Raw genomic sequence first — 15,377 nt, forward strand, 5'->3', positions numbered from 1 at the left:
ACTTTTGAAAAGCGCAAAAGTAAGCAAAACGCTCTTGCCCCACCACTCGGCACCTCGCTTAGGCTCGGTGTGCCCGAACGCAGGCTTGAATCCGTGGGCCGCCGCAATGGGCCATCCTTGGCCCAGTGCGGCTAACCCGGCGTCCTGCCGGGTTACCCACGGATTCAAGCCTGCGTCCGGCCAGCGTGGTTTAACGGGGCGCCTGAGATCAAAAGCAGATCAAGAGCGACTCGCTTCGCATCGTGGTTACGGTTGGGCGTTGCTGAGTTGTGTAGATACTTATGGCTATCGGGGGCAAGCCCCCTCTCATATTTTGACCCAGTGATACTCGGTTATCTGGCAGGCAACAGTTTCAAAGTGCCGCGGGTATTCGCCGTGATTTCTTCTTCACTGAAATGCGCCTGCTCGTACCCGCCTTCGATATAGGTTTGCGCCTGGTCGCTGTAGTGCGCATCAAACGGCACGCCGCTTTGTCCCACCGGGTTGATGGTCAGGGCATGGGCCGCGTCGGCGAAGTCGATCAGGCGGCGGGTCGAAGGGCCGTAGGTCACCGGCCAGGGTGCCGGGCCGATCATGGCGGTCTGGTTGTTCGGCACTTCGTGGCTGCCCGGTGCCGCGAAGGGACCGACGTTGAAGAGTTTGTCCAATGGCTTTTGCATGCCCCGCGGGTGGCCGTGGGTCAGGGTGTGCGCTTTGCCCCACTGCCACTGGGACGGGTCATCGCCGAAGGTGGCTTTCAGATGCGCCAGGCTGTTGTCCCAGGCCCGCTTGACGGTGTCGGCCCGCGTGCCATTCCACCAGGGCGAATCCGCGGTGGCGGCCAGGCGTGGCAGGGCGGCGTCGATCACGCGGGTGCCGAGCAGCGTCTTGAACAGGGCGTCGCCCAGTTTCGGGTGGAAGGTTGCATCGGCCAGGTTGAACAGCAACTGGTTGAACAGGGTGGCACTGGTCGAGTCCAGTGGGTAGTCGCCTGTCCAGCTTGCCAGTTGCTCCACCAGCTTCAACTGCGCCGGGTCTGTGACCACCTCGCGCAACACCGGCAACAACGGCGCCAGCAGTCGCGGGCCAAAGGCGGTGGTGGTGCCCAGTTGCAGGGCCTGGCTATTGTTCACATCCCACTTCACTTGGTTGTCGCTCAACTGCGCAGTCAACTGCTGGCCACGGTCGGCCAGGTTGTAATAGCCGGGGATTTCCATGCCGCTGGGCGATGCCGGCTGGGCATTGGCGGAGACCACATAGCCTCGCGCCGGGTTTTCCTCCTGGGGGTTGGCGCTGAACGGGTAGAAGCCCAATTTATCGGCCTGGGCGGTACTGCCGTCGAGGATGAACCCCGGGTTGACGCCGGCCGGGCGTATCGGCAACTGCGCCGCCGCCCACCAGCCGATATCGCCCTTGGCATTGGCCCACACGATATTCAGGCCCGGCGCCGATACCTTGGCCGCCGCGGCGCGTGCCTTGGCCAGGGTGTCGGCGCGGTTGAGCTGGTAGAAACCCTCGAGGATCGGGTTCTCGGTGTCGAGGAACGCCCACCACATGGCAATCGGCGTGGCACCGGCCTGTTCACCGAGCACGTCATTGACGATCGGGCCGTGGGGCGAGCGGCGCAGGACGAGCGTGACCGGGGCCTGGCCCTTGACCTGGATTTGCTGTTCGCTGCTGCTCATGTCCACCCACTCGCCGTGGTACCAGACCTGATTGGGGTTGGCCGGGTTGACCTTCTCGGCGATCAGGTCGAGGTCGTCGTTCTGGAACATGGTCAGGCTCCAGCCGAAATCCAGGTTGTGGCCCAGGAATGCCACCGGCACCAGCGCGTTGTGATAGCCGTACAACTCAAAGCCGGGCGCCGACAGCTGCGCCTCGTACCACACCGACGGCACCGAAAAGCGAATATGCGGATCGCCGGCCAGTAACGGTTTGCCGCTTTTGGTACGGTTGCCGCTGATGGCCCAGGCGTTGCTGCCTTCCAGTTGCGGCAAGCCGTTGTCGGCCAGGGCCTGCTCGCTCAGGCGGGCGAGGGCGCCGAGGGTTTTCCAATCGCCGGCCGTCAGGTTGAGCGCGCCTTTGGGTTGCCAGTCCAGGTCGAACACCTTGAGGTAGTCGCTGCCCAACTGGTCGCGCACGTAAGTCAGCACCGGTTCGGTACGAAAGGCTGCGGCGAAGCTGTAGGCCATATACCCGGCGACACTGATGGAGTCCTCGGCGGTGAAGGGCCGCTTGGGAATGCCCAGTACGTCGAACTCCATCGGGCTGGCGTGGCTGGCCTGGTATTGATTGATCCCGTCCAGATAGGCTTGCAGGGCCTTCCAGGCGTCCGAGTCAGGGTTCATGTGCTCGACGTAGCTCAGGGCGCGCTCGCGAATGCGCAGGCTGCGAAACAGCTTGTCGGTCTCAAGCAGCTTGGGCCCCAGCACTTCGGCCAGTTCGCCACGGGCCAGGCGGCGCATGATTTCCATCTGGAACAGCCGGTCCTGGGCATGCACATAGCCCAGCGCGCGGTACAGGTCGGCTTCGTTCTCGGCGCGGATATGCGGCACGCCACGGTCGTCGTAGCGCACGGTGACCGAGCCTTGCAGGTGCGCCAGCGTGACCGTGCCCTGGCGGCTGGGTTGCTTGCTGTAGACATACCCGCCGGCGCCGAGGGCAACCAGCACAACCAGCACCACGAGAGCCAGCAAGACACGCTTCATCGACTTTCCTTACCCAGAATGGACAGACTACGGTTGCTCAGGCCACGAACAATAGCAGCCCACCGCCAGGGTGTGCGTGGCGTTGATTTCGCGCCCGGCTTGCAGGGCCTTGAGGATCGGCTCGATAAAGCTGTTGCCGGCATTGCAGGTCAGCCCTTCGCTGTACGGCCCGAAATACGCCAACTTGCCCGTACGATCCCAAATGCCCACGGCCGGGCTGGCCGGTACCTGATCGGCGCCGGGCAGGGCATCGAGGGTTTTCATTCGGCGCAGGTTGTCCGGCAGGGCGCCGTGGCTGCCGGCTTTTTGCAGGGCATAGAACTCGACGCCTTGCGGCGCGTAGTGCTCGATCAGCTCACCCAGGTGTTGCTGGTTACCGACGTTGCACGGGCAGGCCGGGTCCCAGAAGTGCACCAGGCGAATCGGGCCAGGGCCGCTGAGTGCGGCGGGCAGTTGCAGCGCATCCCCGGAAAATACCGCCGTATGCTCGCTGAAGGCGCGCAGGTAACGGCCCTGGAACCAGTCATACGCGGCCCACAGCACGCCGGCGCAGATAATCAGCACCAGGCTGGTGAACAAGGCAGTGCGGTAGGGCTGTCGCATTCAGAGGTATCCTCGCGGGTCGCGTAGCTTGCCATGCTTGTCCTGACAGATGAATATCGCAGCTCGATATTCATCTTCACCGTCAGTCTGGAAGCCTTTATGCCCGTCACCTTTGACCCTGATCATCTGCGCGAAAGCTTGCAGCCCCTGATGCATGCGCAGCCGCTGTCAGCCGAGGCGCGGGTATACCAGCGGTTCTACGGGTTGGACCTGCCGGCCCGCAAGGCCGTGAGCCGCCTGGGGCGTATGGAGGTGGCCGGGTTCGAGGTGGTTGCGCAGGTGTGGTGGCCTTCGGCGCCGGTGGCAACGATGTTCATGTTTCACGGCTTCTACGACCACATGGGGCTGTATCGCCATGCCGTGGACTGGGCGCTGGAGCAGGGCTTTGTGGTGATCGCCTGCGACCTGCCGGGCCATGGCTTGTCCAGCGGCATACGGGCCAGCATCGATGATTTTGCGGTGTACCAGCACGTGGTGCAGGCCTTGTTCGCCGAAGCCGCGGCGTTGCAACTGCCGCACCCCTGGCACCTGTTCGGGCAAAGCACCGGTGGCGCAATCGTGATTGACCACCTGCTCAACCACGGCGACGAAAGCCCGGCCCAGGGCAAGACGTTTCTACTCTCGCCCCTGGTACGTCCGCGAGCCTGGGGTTGGTCGCAGCTCAGCTATTACCTGCTGCGCCCGTTCGTCAAAGGCATCGCGCGACGTTTCAGCGATAACTCCAACGACCCGGCATTCAGGCCTTTTCTCGAAGCCGACCCGTTGCAGCCGCGCCAACTGCCCACCGCCTGGGTGGGCGCCCTGGCGTGCTGGATCAAACGCATCGAAGCCGCACCCCGCAGCGCTCGGCGGCCAGTGATCGTGCAGGGTGAGGAGGATATGACGGTGGATTGGCAGCACAACTTGCAGGTGCTGCGCAGTAAGTTCGATCAGCCCGAAGTGTTGATGCTCAAGCGCGGCCGGCATCATCTGGCCAATGAGATCCCCGAGATTCGCGAGGAGTACTTCCGCTATTTGACGAACCATCTGACCTGACACAATCCAAATGTGGGAGGGGGCTTGCCCCCGATAGCGGTGTTTCAGCAAAAAATGTTTGTCTGACCCACCGCAATCGGGGGCAAGTCGAATCGTCGCACCGCCCCTCCCACATTTTATTACTGCGCCAGGCTTGAGGTGCTCTGGCCGACAGCCAATCCCGCACGGATGGCCGCCAGCGCCGCCTGGTAATACGCCTTCCCCTCCGGCGATTCGGCAAACGTCGCGAACTCTTCCAGCTCCGGGTCGGACAAGTCCCGATAGACGTACAGCAGCGTGTTATTCAGATCCTTGTCGATCTGCTGCATCAACCGCTCACGCTGCCCGTTCAACATGCCCTGGGCCTGACCGCCGCCCAGCAGGCCGGGGATCATCTGGCTCAAGCTGTCCGCCGCCACGCCGGCAATCGCCAGGCTGACTTCGGCGCCCGCTTCACGCGCGGGCAGAGCCTGGGCCAGGTGGCCGATGATCAGGCTGCGGGTGGCGTCGGCCTGGATTTTCGGCAGGCCCTGGGCGTTTTTCGCCAATTGGTCGCGACGCGTGGCGAGCAGCTCGGCGGCGACAATCTTGCGGCCCAGGGGCGATTGGAAAAACGCGAGGGCCGGTTTCGGGTCCGCCAGGTGCTTGCGCAATTGCGCTTCGGCACGCTGGTCCATGGCCTGGGCCGCAAAGCGTTTGCTGCTGTTGTCCACCAGCGCCTGGTACACCGCCGGCGGCAGGCTGTTGCGGTAGCGCTGCTGTGCGGCAGTGAGGGCGTCGTTGAAGTGCGCGCGTTGTTCGGCCCAGCCGGCGACGTTGTACAACTGGTCATGGCCGTCTGCCCAGGCGGGTAAAACGCAGAACATCAGCAAGGAAAAAAACAAACGACGCATAAGGACTCCTGTCAGTCGGCCACTATTGTCCGTGTCGGGCGTAGGATTTGTCGAGAAGTCCTATCAGTCACCTGACTAAAGTGTATTCGGGCGCTCGACGGCGCTGTCGGATTCACAGGCGTATGGATACTATGCGCGCCATGCAAACACCCCTCGATCACCCGCTGCTGCAACGCATTGTCGACGACCTGGCCGAAAAAGGCTGGTCGCAGCAGAACGCCTTCCTGCCCCAGGCTCTGACCCTGGAGCTGGCGGCCGAGTGCCGTAAACGTGCGGCCGAAGGTGAGCTTGCTCCGGCGGCCGTGGGGCGCGGGCCGGCCCAGGAAATTCGCGAGGGGATTCGCGGCGATCATATCCAATGGCTGGAGGAGGGCGACGCCGCCGTCTGCGACACCTACATGGCCGTGATGGACGGCCTGCGCCTGGCGATGAACCGTGGCCTGTTCCTCGGCCTGGAAGACTTCGAAAGCCACTTCGCGATGTACCCGCCCGGGGCGTTCTACCTCAAGCACCTGGACCGTTTTCGCGACGATGACCGGCGCATGGTCTCGGCGGTGATCTATTTGAATGAAGCCTGGCTGCCCGAGCACGGCGGTCAGTTGCGCATGTACCTCAAGGGCGGCATCGAACATGACGTGGTGCCCGCCGGTGGCAGCCTGGTGGTGTTCCTGTCGGGCGAGGTGCCCCACGAAGTCCTGCCCGCCACGCGCGAACGCCTGTCCCTGACCGGCTGGTTTCGTAGGCGCGGCAACGAGCCGTTCTGAGCAGGCAAAAGGCTCCGACCCATCCCTCGAGTCTTGCCTGGAACAAAATGTGGAGGGGGCTTGCCCCCTCCCACATGGGTTATCGCGTATTCCCGTCGAGCCACTTCTCTTCCAGCGCCTTTAACCGACCATCGTCCTTCACCCGTTTCAACGCCCCGTCCAGGCTGCTCTTGAACGCAGGGTTGCCCTTCTGAAACGGAATCGCCAGTTCAGGTTTGTCGTTATACGCAGCGCTGAAATCGAAACGATCCTTCAGCTCGGCAGTCATAGCGATATGGTTGATTGCCACGTCGTATTTGCCGGTCGCCACGCCGTTCAGCAGGTCGGCATCATCGGTGGTGATAAACGAGGAGCGAACGTCCATTTCCTTGGCCAGTTGCTCGCCCAGCTCCACTTCAAAGCCGGTGAGTTTGTCGCCTTCCTTGAAATTGAAGGGCGGGGTATTGGCTTCGAGGGCGATGCGCAGTTCACCGCGATCGTTGACGTCGTCGATCAGCTCGGCGTGAGCCCACGGGCTCAGAAGGGGAAGCAACAGTAACAGGCCAGGCGAGAAGCGCATGGTCACTCCTAAGGAATTCGGATGTACGAGGCGCTGTTCAGCATCGTTTTGCTATGGTGTTGAGTGCCTTGGACAGCAATTTGCCGCGAAGTTGTCATAACCCTACAGATTTCACAGAAAAACTGGAGAAGCGAATGAAAGCCCTTTTGTCCCGTGCAACCCTGGCCAGCCTGTTGCTGGGTGCTTCGATGTTGGCGACCGCCGCTGACGGTATCCCGCGTAGCGCTCCACCTGAAGGTGCGAAGGTGTTTATCGTTTCGCCGAAAGACGGCGCCACCGTCGATAAAACCTTTACCGTGAAATTCGGCATGGAAGGCCTGAAACTGGCCCCGGCCACCGATCAGACGCCCGGCACCGGCCATCACCACCTTCTGATCGACCAGAAAGAACTGCCGGATGCAAAACTGCCGATCCCGGCCACCGACACCGTGATCCATTACGGCAAGGCCCAGACCGAGACCGAGCTGACCCTGACCCCAGGCAAGCACACCTTGCAACTGGTGGCCGGCGACAAGCTGCACATGCAGTTCAACCCGACGGTTGCCTCGAAAGTCATCACGGTTAACGTCAAGTAAGCGTTGTCCAGGCGAAAAAAAGGGAGACCCGCCGGGTCTCCCTTTTTTTGTGCAGCGTTTAAGGCGTTAGAACAACACGCGGCTACGAATCGTGCCGTTGATGTGCTGCAGCTTCTCTTGCGCCAGGTCCGAGTACTCGGCGTCGACGTCGATTACCACGTAGCCGACCTTCTCGTTGGTCTGCAGGAACTGCCCGGAGATGTTGATGCCGTTTTCCGCGAAGACCTTGTTGATCTCCATCATCACACCCGGAATGTTCTGGTGGATGTGCAGCAGACGGTGCTTGCCAGGGTGAGCCGGCAAGGCCACTTCCGGGAAGTTGACCGACGATACCGATGTACCGTTGTCGCTGTACTTGACCAGCTTTTCCGAGACTTCCAGGCCGATGTTGGCCTGGGCTTCAGCGGTGGAGCCGCCGATGTGCGGGGTCAGGATCACGTTGTCCAGGCCGCGCAGCGGGCTTTCGAAGATGTCGTCGTTGGAGCGCGGCTCCACCGGGAACACGTCGATGGCGGCGCCGATCAGGTGCTTGTCCTTGATCGCGTCGGCCAGGGCGTCCAGCTCGACCACTGTGCCGCGTGCGGCGTTGATCAGGATCCCGCCTTTCTTGATCGCACGGATCTCCTTCTCGCCGATCATCCACTGGGTCTCGGCGGTTTCCGGAACGTGCAGGGTGACGATATCGGACATGCCCAGCAGCTCGGTCAGGCTCGACACTTGCGTGGCGTTGCCCAGCGGCAGCTTGGTCAGGGTGTCGTAGAAGAACACCTGCATCCCTAAGCCTTCAGCCAGTACCGACAGCTGCGTGCCGATCGAACCATAACCGACGATCCCCAGCTTCTTGCCGCGAATTTCGAAGGAATTGGCCGCGCTCTTGATCCAGCCGCCACGGTGGCAGGAAGCGTTCTTCTCGGGGATACCGCGCAGCAGCAGGATGGCCTCGGCCAGCACCAGCTCCGCAACGGAACGGGTGTTGGAGTAGGGTGCGTTGAACACCGCGATACCGCGCTCGCGCGCCGCGTTGAGGTCGACCTGGTTGGTGCCGATGCAGAAACAGCCGACGGCCACGAGTTTCTTGGCGTGGTCGAAGATCTCTTCGGTCAGCTGAGTGCGGGAGCGAATGCCGATAAAGTGCGCGTCGGCGATCTTTTCCTTGAGCTGGGCTTCCGGCAGAGAACTGGTGATGTACTCAATGCTGGTGTACCCGGCGGCTTTCAGAACGTCGACAGCCGATGGGTGGACGCCTTCCAGAAGAAGGAACTTGATCTTGCTCTTATCGAGAGAAGTCTTGCTCATCTGCGTAAACCTGTATCCCGGAGAAAAATGGCAGGGAATCGAGCAGCGCAAGCTGACCCGGACGGCAGGAAAGCCGTCACCGCAGAAACGCCCTTGGGCTCTGTCCTGCGGGGGCGGTATGCTAGCATATGCGCCCCGCTAAACACCTATTCCTGCGACGTGAAGCGTTCTCAGGATGACCATGAATTGTTCGAGAGTTCTGTCGATGACCCATCCTGCCCTGATTGATGAGCTGAAGACCCTGGTTGAGCCCGGCAAAGTGCTGACCGACGCCGACTCCCTGGAGGCTTACGGCAAGGATTGGACCAAGCACTTCGCGCCCGCGCCATGCGCCATCGTGTTCCCCAAGACCACCGAGCAGGTGCAGGCCATCGTCCGTTGGGCCAACACCCACAAGGTGGCGCTGGTGCCGTCCGGCGGGCGCACCGGCCTGTCGGCGGCGGCCGTTGCGGCCAACGGCGAGGTGGTGGTGTCGTTCGACTACATGAACCAGATTCTCGACGTGAACCTCACCGACCGCACCGCCAAGTGCCAGCCGGGCGTGGTCACCCAGCAGTTGCAGAACGTCGCTGAAGAAAACGGCCTGTACTACCCGGTGGATTTCGCATCGTCCGGTTCCAGCCAGATTGGCGGCAATATCGGCACCAATGCCGGCGGGATCAAGGTGATTCGCTACGGCATGACCCGCAACTGGGTAGCCGGGATGAAAGTGGTCACCGGCAAGGGCGATGTGCTGGAACTGAACCGCGACCTGATCAAGAACGCCACCGGCTACGACATGCGCCAGCTGTTCATCGGCGCCGAAGGCACCCTGGGCTTTGTGGTGGAAGCCACCATGCGCCTGGACCGTGCACCGAAAAACCTCACCGCCATGGTGCTGGGCACCATCGACTTCGACTCGATCATGCCGGTGCTGCATGCCTTCCAGGGCAAGCTCGACCTGACCGCGTTCGAATTCTTTTCCGACAAGGCCCTGGCCAAGGTCCTCGGCCGTGGCGATGTGCCGGCGCCGTTCGAAACCGAATGCCCGTTCTACGCACTGCTGGAATTCGAAGCCACCACCGAAGAAGTCGCCAATCACGCCCTGGAAACCTTTGAGCATTGCGTCGAGCAGGGCTGGGTGCTGGACGGCGTGATGAGCCAGAGCGAAACCCAGCTGCATAACCTGTGGAAACTGCGCGAGTACATCTCCGAGACGATTTCCCACTGGACGCCGTACAAGAACGATATCTCGGTCACCGTTTCCAAAGTGCCGGCGTTCCTTAGCGAAATTGACGCAATCGTCGGCGAACACTACCCGGATTTCGAAATCGTGTGGTTCGGTCACATTGGCGACGGTAACCTGCACCTGAACATCCTCAAGCCGGAAAACCTGAGCAAGGACGAGTTCTTCGCCAAGTGCGCCACCGTGAACAAGTGGGTGTTCGAGACCGTCGCCAAGTACAACGGCTCGATCTCCGCCGAACACGGCGTGGGCATGACCAAGCGCGATTACCTGACCTACAGCCGCTCGCCGGTTGAAATCGAATACATGAAAGCAGTGAAAGCCGTGTTCGACCCCAACGGGATCATGAACCCTGGCAAGATCTTCGCTGTTTAACCGCCCCTGAAGGAGTCGTTTCATGAGCTACCAGCACAAGTACGTCGACGGCACCAATATCCACTTTCCCATGGGTAAAGTGGTGTGCATCGGGCGTAACTACGCCGAGCACGCCAAGGAACTGGACAACCCGGTACCCACCGAGCCGCTGCTGTTCATCAAGCCGGGCAGTTGCGTGGTGCCGCTCGAAGGCGGTTTCGCCATTCCAACCGAGCGCGGTTCAGTGCATTACGAAGCGGAGATCGCGGTGCTGATCGGCAAGCCGTTGTCGAACAAGCCAAGCCGCGAAGAAGTGCTGGACGCCATCTCCGGCTTCGCCCCGGCCCTGGACCTGACCCTGCGCGACAAACAGGCGGAGCTCAAGGCCAAGGGCCTGCCATGGGAGATCGCCAAGTCGTTCGACGGCGCTGCGGTGATCGCGCCTTTCGTGGTGAGCAGCACCTTCGCCGACGTGACCGATATCGGCATTCGCCTGACCATCAATGGCGAAGTGCGCCAGAACGGCAACAGCGCGCAGATGCTCAACCCGATCGTGCCGATGATCCAGCACATGGCCGGCTGCTTCTCGCTGCAGGCCGGTGATGTGATCCTGACCGGCACACCGGCGGGCGTCGGGCCGCTGAATGTCGGTGACAAGCTGGTGCTGGAGTTGTCGGGCGTGAACCGCTTCGAAAGCGTGGTGCGCTGATTATCTGCATATATGCTGTAAAAAATGTGGGAGGGGGCTTGCCCCCGATTGCAGTGTGTCAGCCAGCAAATCTGTGGCTGACACTCCGCTATCGGGGGCAAGCCCCCTCCCACATTTGATTGTGTACATCTGCCAAAACCGGTGTTTTTGCATTTTTTTCACACGTCACCCGGATAATCCCGATCCTGTGCTATTCCCTACCGCTGACTTTCCGGAAAAAAGCGCCCCATGGCCGTGCCTCTGCCCACTTCCAAACCTACGCTTCGCTCGCGCCTGACCATGCGCTGGTATTCCTGGGTGTTCCTGGCCGGCGCGATCCTGTATGGCATCGCCTGGGCCATGCACTGGGACGATCGGGGTGTGCTGTGGGTGCTGGAGGGTTTTGAAAGCCCGGCCGAACGCCGGGAAAGTGTGTGGCTGCCTGACTATCGCGTGGTCATCGACGCCAAGCTGCTGCCCGGTATGGAGAAGGATGAGGCTTCGGACCTGTCCTACAACCCCCAGACAAAAACCCTGTTTTCCGTGATGGGCAAGAACCCGTTCCTGGTGGAGCTGAGCCTGCAAGGCGATGTGCTGCGCAAGATGCCGCTCAATGGCTGGAACAACCCGGAAGGCGTAACGGTGATGGAAAACGGCCTGATGGCTGTGGTCGATGAGCGCCAGCACAGCCTGACCCTGATCAAGGTCGACGCCGGCACCACGGCGTTGAACAAGGCCGATTTTCCCAGTTATGACCTCGGCCCGTCCAAGGACCAGAACAAAGCCTTCGAAGCCATTACCTGGGACAAGCGCAACCAGCAGCTCGTGCTGGGCGAAGAGCGCCCACCGGCGCTGTTCACCTGGAAAAGCGATGGCAGCCAGACCCTGGCAGGCGACAAGCAAAAACTGGCCAGCACCGAGCTTGATATGCGCAACCTCTCGGCGCTGGCCGTCGACCCGCGTACCGGGCATCTGCTGGTGCTGTCGGCCGACTCCCACCTGTTGCTGGAGCTGGACGAGAAGGGTGAGCAAGTCAGCTTCATGACCTTGCTGGGCGGTTTCAACGGCCTGAAGGACACCATCCCGCGTGCCGAAGGCGTGACCATGGACGAGAGCGGTACGCTGTATATCGTCAGCGAGCCGAATCTGTTTTATCGTTTTGAGAAACAGAAATAACGCCCGTTTACGTCAGGGAATTCTCCATGAGCGGCATTCGACAGGCATCCCGGCGCGTTTAAGTTTAAATTCAGGCGACCTTGATATCTATTCGCCAGTTTTTTCACTGAGCCCGCCCCGATGCGTCGACTTGCCCGCCCCAAACCCGCTTTAGTCATCCTGATTCTGATTGCCCTGGTTGCCGCCGGGGTCGTTGCGCAGCAGTTTCGTCTGTTCGAACGTGCCTGGTTCAACTGGCGGGTGTGGCATCAGCCCGCCGATGAACGCAGCATAGGCCTGGCCGATTACCGCGTGTCCCTGGAGGGCCAGGTGATCGAGGGGCTCGACGACGATGTGTCGGCCCTCACCTACGACCCCGTGCGCAAAAGCCTGTTTACCGTCACCAATAAAAACGCCGAGTTGGTCGAGCTGTCCCTGCAGGGCAAGATCCTGCGGCGGATTCCCTTGGTGGGCTTTGGCGATGCCGAGGCGGTGGAGTTCATCAGCGACAACATCTATGTGATCAGCGACGAGCGCCAGCAACGGCTGATCAAAGTGCATGTGGATGATGACACCCAGTTTCTCGATGCCGCCGATGCGGAGCAAATGACCCTGGGCGTGCACATTGGCAGCAACAAGGGCTTCGAGGGCCTGGCCTATGATTCGGTGGGCAAGCGCCTGTTTGTCGCCAAGGAACGCGACCCGATGGTGATTTACGAGGTCCACGGTTTTCCCCACTTCAAAGCGGAAAAAACCTACTCGGTGCACGTGATCAACAACCCCAAGCGCGATGCCGGGCTGTTTGTGCGCGACCTGTCGAGCCTGCAATACGACGAGCGCAGCGGCCATTTGCTGGCGCTGTCGGATGAGTCATTCCTGGTGCTGGAGCTGGACATCGACGGTCGCCCGCTGAGCAGTCTGTCGCTGCTCAACGGGCGCCACGGCCTGAAAAAGCGTGTGCCCCAGGCCGAAGGCATCGCCATGGACGACGAGGGCACGCTGTATCTGGTCAGTGAGCCGAACCTGTTCTACGTGTTCAAAAAGCCCTGATCAGAACATCCACTGCACGCTGTGTTACATAAACCCAGCGTGGAGCCCATACCAAATGTGGGAGGGGGCTTGCCCCCGATTGCAGTGTGTCAGTCAGCCTATCGGGTACTGATATACCGCTATCGGGGGCAAGCCCCCTCCCACATTGGAACTGCGGTGTTCTCAAGCTGTGAGGGTTTTTACGCCTTCCGGGGTGCCCAGCAGCAGCACATCCGCCGGACGTGCGGCGAACAGGCCGTTGGTGACCACGCCAACGATGGCGTTGATCTGCGTCTCCAGCTCCACCGGGTGGGTGATCTGCATGTTGAATACATCGAGGATGATGTTGCCGTTATCGGTCAGCACGCCTTCGCGGTACACCGGGTCGCCGCCCAGTTTCACCAGCTCGCGGGCCACGTGGCTGCGGGCCATCGGGATGACTTCCACCGGCAGCGGGAAAGCACCGAGTACCGGCACCAGCTTGCTGGCGTCGGCGATGCAAATGAAGGTCTTGGCCACGGCCGCGACGATCTTCTCGCGGGTCAGGGCTGCGCCGCCGCCCTTGATCAGGTTCAGGTGTTCATCGCTTTCGTCCGCGCCGTCTATGTAGAACTCCAGGTCGCTCACGGTGTTGAGCTCGTACACCGGAATGCCATGGCCTTTAAGGCGTGCGGCGGTCGCTTCGGAGCTGGCCACGGCGCCATCGAACGCACCTTTGTGCTGGGCCAGCGCATCGATAAAGCAGTTGGCAGTGGAGCCGGTGCCGACACCGACGACGCTCTTGTCGTCGAGTTTGGGAAGGATTAAATCGACGGCGGCCTGGGCCACTGCCTGTTTGAGTTGATCCTGGGTCATGCGGGCTCCGGAGCGGGCGGGGAGTTATCGAGGGCGGCGAGTATACCCCAACAAACCTTGGGATTCGTGTGGTCTCCCGGCCAAAAGCCGGGTTAGACTCCGTGGTCCTGCCCAACCCCCGAAGTAGATGCCTGCCGATGCTTGAACACTACGTCAAAAAGATCCTCACCTCGCGCGTTTACGACGTTGCCGTAGAAACACCCTTGCAGACTGCCCGCCAGCTTTCCGAGCGGCTGGGCAATCAGATTTGGCTCAAGCGCGAAGACTTGCAGCCGGTGTTCTCGTTCAAGATTCGCGGCGCCTACAACAAGCTGACCCAGCTCAGCGCCGAGGAACGCGCACGCGGCGTGGTCACCGCCTCGGCGGGCAACCATGCCCAGGGCCTGGCCCTGGCGGCCAAGGTGCTGGGGGTCAAGGCGACCATCGTGATGCCCAAGACCACGCCGGAAATCAAGGTCGAAGGCGTGCGCTCCCGTGGCGGCAAAGTGGTACTGCACGGTGATTCCTTCCCGGAAGCGCTGGCCTATTCGCTGAAGCTGGTTGACGAAAAAGGCTACGTCTACATTCACCCCTACGATGATCCGCACACCATTGCCGGGCAGGGCACGGTGGCGATGGAAATCCTGCGCCAGCACCCCGGGCCGCTGGATGCGATCTTCGTACCGGTGGGCGGCGGCGGGCTGATCGCCGGTATCGCGGCGTACGTGAAATACCTGCGTCCGGAGATCAGGATCATCGGCGTCGAGCCGGACGACTCCAACTGCCTGCAAGCGGCGATGGCCGCCGGTGAGCGTGTGGTGTTGCCGACCGTGGGCATCTTCGCCGATGGCGTGGCGGTGGCGCAGATCGGCCAGCACACCTTCGACATCTGCAAAGACTATGTGGATGAAGTGATCACCGTCAGCACCGATGAAATCTGTGCGGCGATCAAGGACATCTACGACGACACCCGCTCCATCACCGAGCCGGCCGGTGCGTTGGGCGTGGCCGGGATCAAGAAGTACGTCGAGACCCGCGGCGTCAGCGGCCAGACCTTCGTCGCCATCGATTCGGGCGCCAACGTCAACTTCGACCGCCTGCGCCATGTAGCCGAACGTGCCGAACTGGGTGAAGGCCGCGAAGCCATCATCGCCGTGACCATTCCCGAGAAGCCGGGCAGCTTCAAGGCGTTCTGCGAGGCGGTGGGCAAGCGCCAGATTACCGAATTCAATTACCGCTATCACACCGGCAGCGAGGCGCACATCTTCGTCGGCGTGCAGACCCACCCGGAAAACGATCCGCGCAGTGCGTTGATCGCAAGCCTCACGGACCAGGGTTTCCCGGTGCTGGACCTGACCGAAAACGAATTGGCCAAGCTGCATATCCGCCATATGGTGGGTGGGCACGCCGCCAAGGTCAGCGACGAGCTGGTGTTTCGTTTTGAGTTCCCCGAACGGCCGGGGGCGCTGTTCAACTTTCTTAACAAACTGGGCGGGCGCTGGAATATCTCGATGTTCCACTATCGCAACCACGGCGCTGCCGATGGCCGTGTGGTCGCCGGCCTGCAAGTGCCGGCGGAAGAGCGCCACCTGGTGCCGGCGGCCCTGGCGGAAATCGGCTACCCATACTGGGATGAAAGCGAAAACCCGGCCTACCAGTTGTTCCTCGGTTGAGCGACTAAACTGACTGAGCGGCCTTCAA

General features: G+C 61.5%; 14 protein-coding genes. 8 read left to right on the top strand and 6 right to left on the bottom strand.

The features are described 5' to 3' along the window. Positions 1–332: 332 nt before the first annotated feature. Together BFP89_RS19695 and BFP89_RS19700 are read right to left on the bottom strand one after the other, a co-directional pair. Positions 333–2,687 (bottom strand): penicillin acylase family protein, encoded by a 2,355-nt coding sequence (locus BFP89_RS19695; RefSeq protein ID WP_065887052.1) that lies wholly within the window; start codon positions 2,685–2,687, stop codon positions 333–335. Between the two features lie 27 nt (positions 2,688–2,714). Further along, on the bottom strand, positions 2,715–3,290 hold the full coding sequence (locus BFP89_RS19700) for a DUF6436 domain-containing protein (RefSeq protein WP_065887053.1): 576 nt from the start codon (positions 3,288–3,290) through the stop codon (positions 2,715–2,717). 99 nt (positions 3,291–3,389) lie between these two features. On the opposite strand from BFP89_RS19700, the gene BFP89_RS19705 reads away from it, so the two are divergent. Then, the gene (locus tag BFP89_RS19705) at positions 3,390–4,325 is read left to right on the top strand and encodes an alpha/beta hydrolase (RefSeq protein ID WP_176718433.1); all 936 of its coding nucleotides are present in this window, start codon (positions 3,390–3,392) and stop codon (positions 4,323–4,325) included. Between the two features lie 119 nt (positions 4,326–4,444). Here the strand turns inward: BFP89_RS19705 and BFP89_RS19710 are convergent, their stop codons facing one another. After that, positions 4,445–5,197 (bottom strand): DUF2059 domain-containing protein, encoded by a 753-nt coding sequence (locus BFP89_RS19710; protein WP_065887055.1) that lies wholly within the window; start codon positions 5,195–5,197, stop codon positions 4,445–4,447. 131 nt (positions 5,198–5,328) lie between these two features. Here BFP89_RS19710 and BFP89_RS19715 point away from each other — a divergent pair, with 131 nt between their 5' ends. Next, positions 5,329–5,961 carry a 2OG-Fe(II) oxygenase gene (locus tag BFP89_RS19715; protein WP_065887056.1) on the top strand — a complete coding sequence of 211 codons (633 nt, stop codon included), beginning with the start codon at positions 5,329–5,331 and terminating at the stop codon, positions 5,959–5,961. 79 nt (positions 5,962–6,040) lie between these two features. Here the strand turns inward: BFP89_RS19715 and BFP89_RS19720 are convergent, their stop codons facing one another. Continuing rightward, positions 6,041–6,520 carry a transporter substrate-binding domain-containing protein gene (locus BFP89_RS19720; RefSeq protein ID WP_065887057.1) on the bottom strand — a complete coding sequence of 160 codons (480 nt, stop codon included), beginning with the start codon at positions 6,518–6,520 and terminating at the stop codon, positions 6,041–6,043. Between the two features lie 134 nt (positions 6,521–6,654). Between BFP89_RS19720 and BFP89_RS19725 the strand changes: the two genes are divergently transcribed. After that, positions 6,655–7,095: a DUF4399 domain-containing protein gene (locus BFP89_RS19725; protein WP_065887058.1), complete on the top strand. Its 441-nt coding sequence runs from the start codon at positions 6,655–6,657 to the stop codon at positions 7,093–7,095. Between the two features lie 66 nt (positions 7,096–7,161). Here the strand turns inward: BFP89_RS19725 and serA are convergent, their stop codons facing one another. Next, the gene (gene serA / locus BFP89_RS19730; RefSeq protein ID WP_003176761.1) at positions 7,162–8,391 is read right to left on the bottom strand and encodes a phosphoglycerate dehydrogenase; all 1,230 of its coding nucleotides are present in this window, start codon (positions 8,389–8,391) and stop codon (positions 7,162–7,164) included. A gap of 205 nt (positions 8,392–8,596) precedes the next feature. Here serA and BFP89_RS19735 point away from each other — a divergent pair, with 205 nt between their 5' ends. The 4 genes from BFP89_RS19735 to BFP89_RS19750 all read left to right on the top strand — a co-directional run bounded on the left by BFP89_RS19735 (position 8,597) and on the right by BFP89_RS19750 (position 12,863). Continuing rightward, complete coding sequence (locus BFP89_RS19735; RefSeq protein ID WP_065887059.1) at positions 8,597–9,991, top strand: FAD-binding oxidoreductase; 1,395 nt, start codon at positions 8,597–8,599, stop codon at positions 9,989–9,991. A gap of 22 nt (positions 9,992–10,013) precedes the next feature. After that, positions 10,014–10,679 (top strand): fumarylacetoacetate hydrolase family protein, encoded by a 666-nt coding sequence (locus tag BFP89_RS19740; RefSeq protein WP_065887060.1) that lies wholly within the window; start codon positions 10,014–10,016, stop codon positions 10,677–10,679. Positions 10,680–10,907: 228 nt separating this feature from the next. Further along, entirely contained in the window at positions 10,908–11,834 is a 927-nt protein-coding gene (locus BFP89_RS19745; protein WP_065887061.1) for an SdiA-regulated domain-containing protein, read from the top strand. Positions 11,835–11,954: 120 nt separating this feature from the next. After that, positions 11,955–12,863 carry an SdiA-regulated domain-containing protein gene (locus BFP89_RS19750; RefSeq protein ID WP_065887062.1) on the top strand — a complete coding sequence of 303 codons (909 nt, stop codon included), beginning with the start codon at positions 11,955–11,957 and terminating at the stop codon, positions 12,861–12,863. 162 nt (positions 12,864–13,025) lie between these two features. Here BFP89_RS19750 and rpiA read toward each other — a convergent pair whose 3' ends face one another. After that, positions 13,026–13,697: a ribose-5-phosphate isomerase RpiA gene (rpiA, locus tag BFP89_RS19755; RefSeq protein WP_065887063.1), complete on the bottom strand. Its 672-nt coding sequence runs from the start codon at positions 13,695–13,697 to the stop codon at positions 13,026–13,028. Positions 13,698–13,834: 137 nt separating this feature from the next. Here rpiA and ilvA point away from each other — a divergent pair, with 137 nt between their 5' ends. Then, positions 13,835–15,349, top strand: a complete 1,515-nt coding sequence (gene ilvA / locus BFP89_RS19760; protein WP_065887064.1) for a threonine ammonia-lyase, biosynthetic — start codon at positions 13,835–13,837, stop codon at positions 15,347–15,349. The last annotated feature ends 28 nt before the right edge of the window (positions 15,350–15,377 follow it).

Origin of the sequence: Pseudomonas sp. 31 R 17 (assembly GCF_900004915.1) — a bacterium.
Taxonomy (GTDB): Bacteria; Pseudomonadota; Gammaproteobacteria; order Pseudomonadales; family Pseudomonadaceae; genus Aquipseudomonas; species Aquipseudomonas orientalis_A.

Excerpts from the sequence above, each read along its gene's own strand:
- BFP89_RS19695 (WP_065887052.1), bottom strand. The coding sequence starts at position 2,687 with ATGAAGCGTGTCTTGCTGGCTCTCGTGGTGCTGGTTGTGCTGGTTGCC.
- BFP89_RS19700 (WP_065887053.1), bottom strand. The coding sequence starts at position 3,290 with ATGCGACAGCCCTACCGCACTGCCTTGTTCACCAGCCTGGTGCTGATT.
- BFP89_RS19705 (WP_176718433.1), top strand. The coding sequence starts at position 3,390 with ATGCCCGTCACCTTTGACCCTGATCATCTGCGCGAAAGCTTGCAGCCC.
- BFP89_RS19710 (WP_065887055.1), bottom strand. The coding sequence starts at position 5,197 with ATGCGTCGTTTGTTTTTTTCCTTGCTGATGTTCTGCGTTTTACCCGCC.
- BFP89_RS19715 (WP_065887056.1), top strand. The coding sequence starts at position 5,329 with ATGCGCGCCATGCAAACACCCCTCGATCACCCGCTGCTGCAACGCATT.
- BFP89_RS19720 (WP_065887057.1), bottom strand. The coding sequence starts at position 6,520 with ATGCGCTTCTCGCCTGGCCTGTTACTGTTGCTTCCCCTTCTGAGCCCG.
- BFP89_RS19725 (WP_065887058.1), top strand. The coding sequence starts at position 6,655 with ATGAAAGCCCTTTTGTCCCGTGCAACCCTGGCCAGCCTGTTGCTGGGT.
- serA (WP_003176761.1), bottom strand. The coding sequence starts at position 8,391 with ATGAGCAAGACTTCTCTCGATAAGAGCAAGATCAAGTTCCTTCTTCTG.
- BFP89_RS19735 (WP_065887059.1), top strand. The coding sequence starts at position 8,597 with ATGACCCATCCTGCCCTGATTGATGAGCTGAAGACCCTGGTTGAGCCC.
- BFP89_RS19740 (WP_065887060.1), top strand. The coding sequence starts at position 10,014 with ATGAGCTACCAGCACAAGTACGTCGACGGCACCAATATCCACTTTCCC.
- BFP89_RS19745 (WP_065887061.1), top strand. The coding sequence starts at position 10,908 with ATGGCCGTGCCTCTGCCCACTTCCAAACCTACGCTTCGCTCGCGCCTG.
- BFP89_RS19750 (WP_065887062.1), top strand. The coding sequence starts at position 11,955 with ATGCGTCGACTTGCCCGCCCCAAACCCGCTTTAGTCATCCTGATTCTG.
- rpiA (WP_065887063.1), bottom strand. The coding sequence starts at position 13,697 with ATGACCCAGGATCAACTCAAACAGGCAGTGGCCCAGGCCGCCGTCGAT.
- ilvA (WP_065887064.1), top strand. The coding sequence starts at position 13,835 with ATGCTTGAACACTACGTCAAAAAGATCCTCACCTCGCGCGTTTACGAC.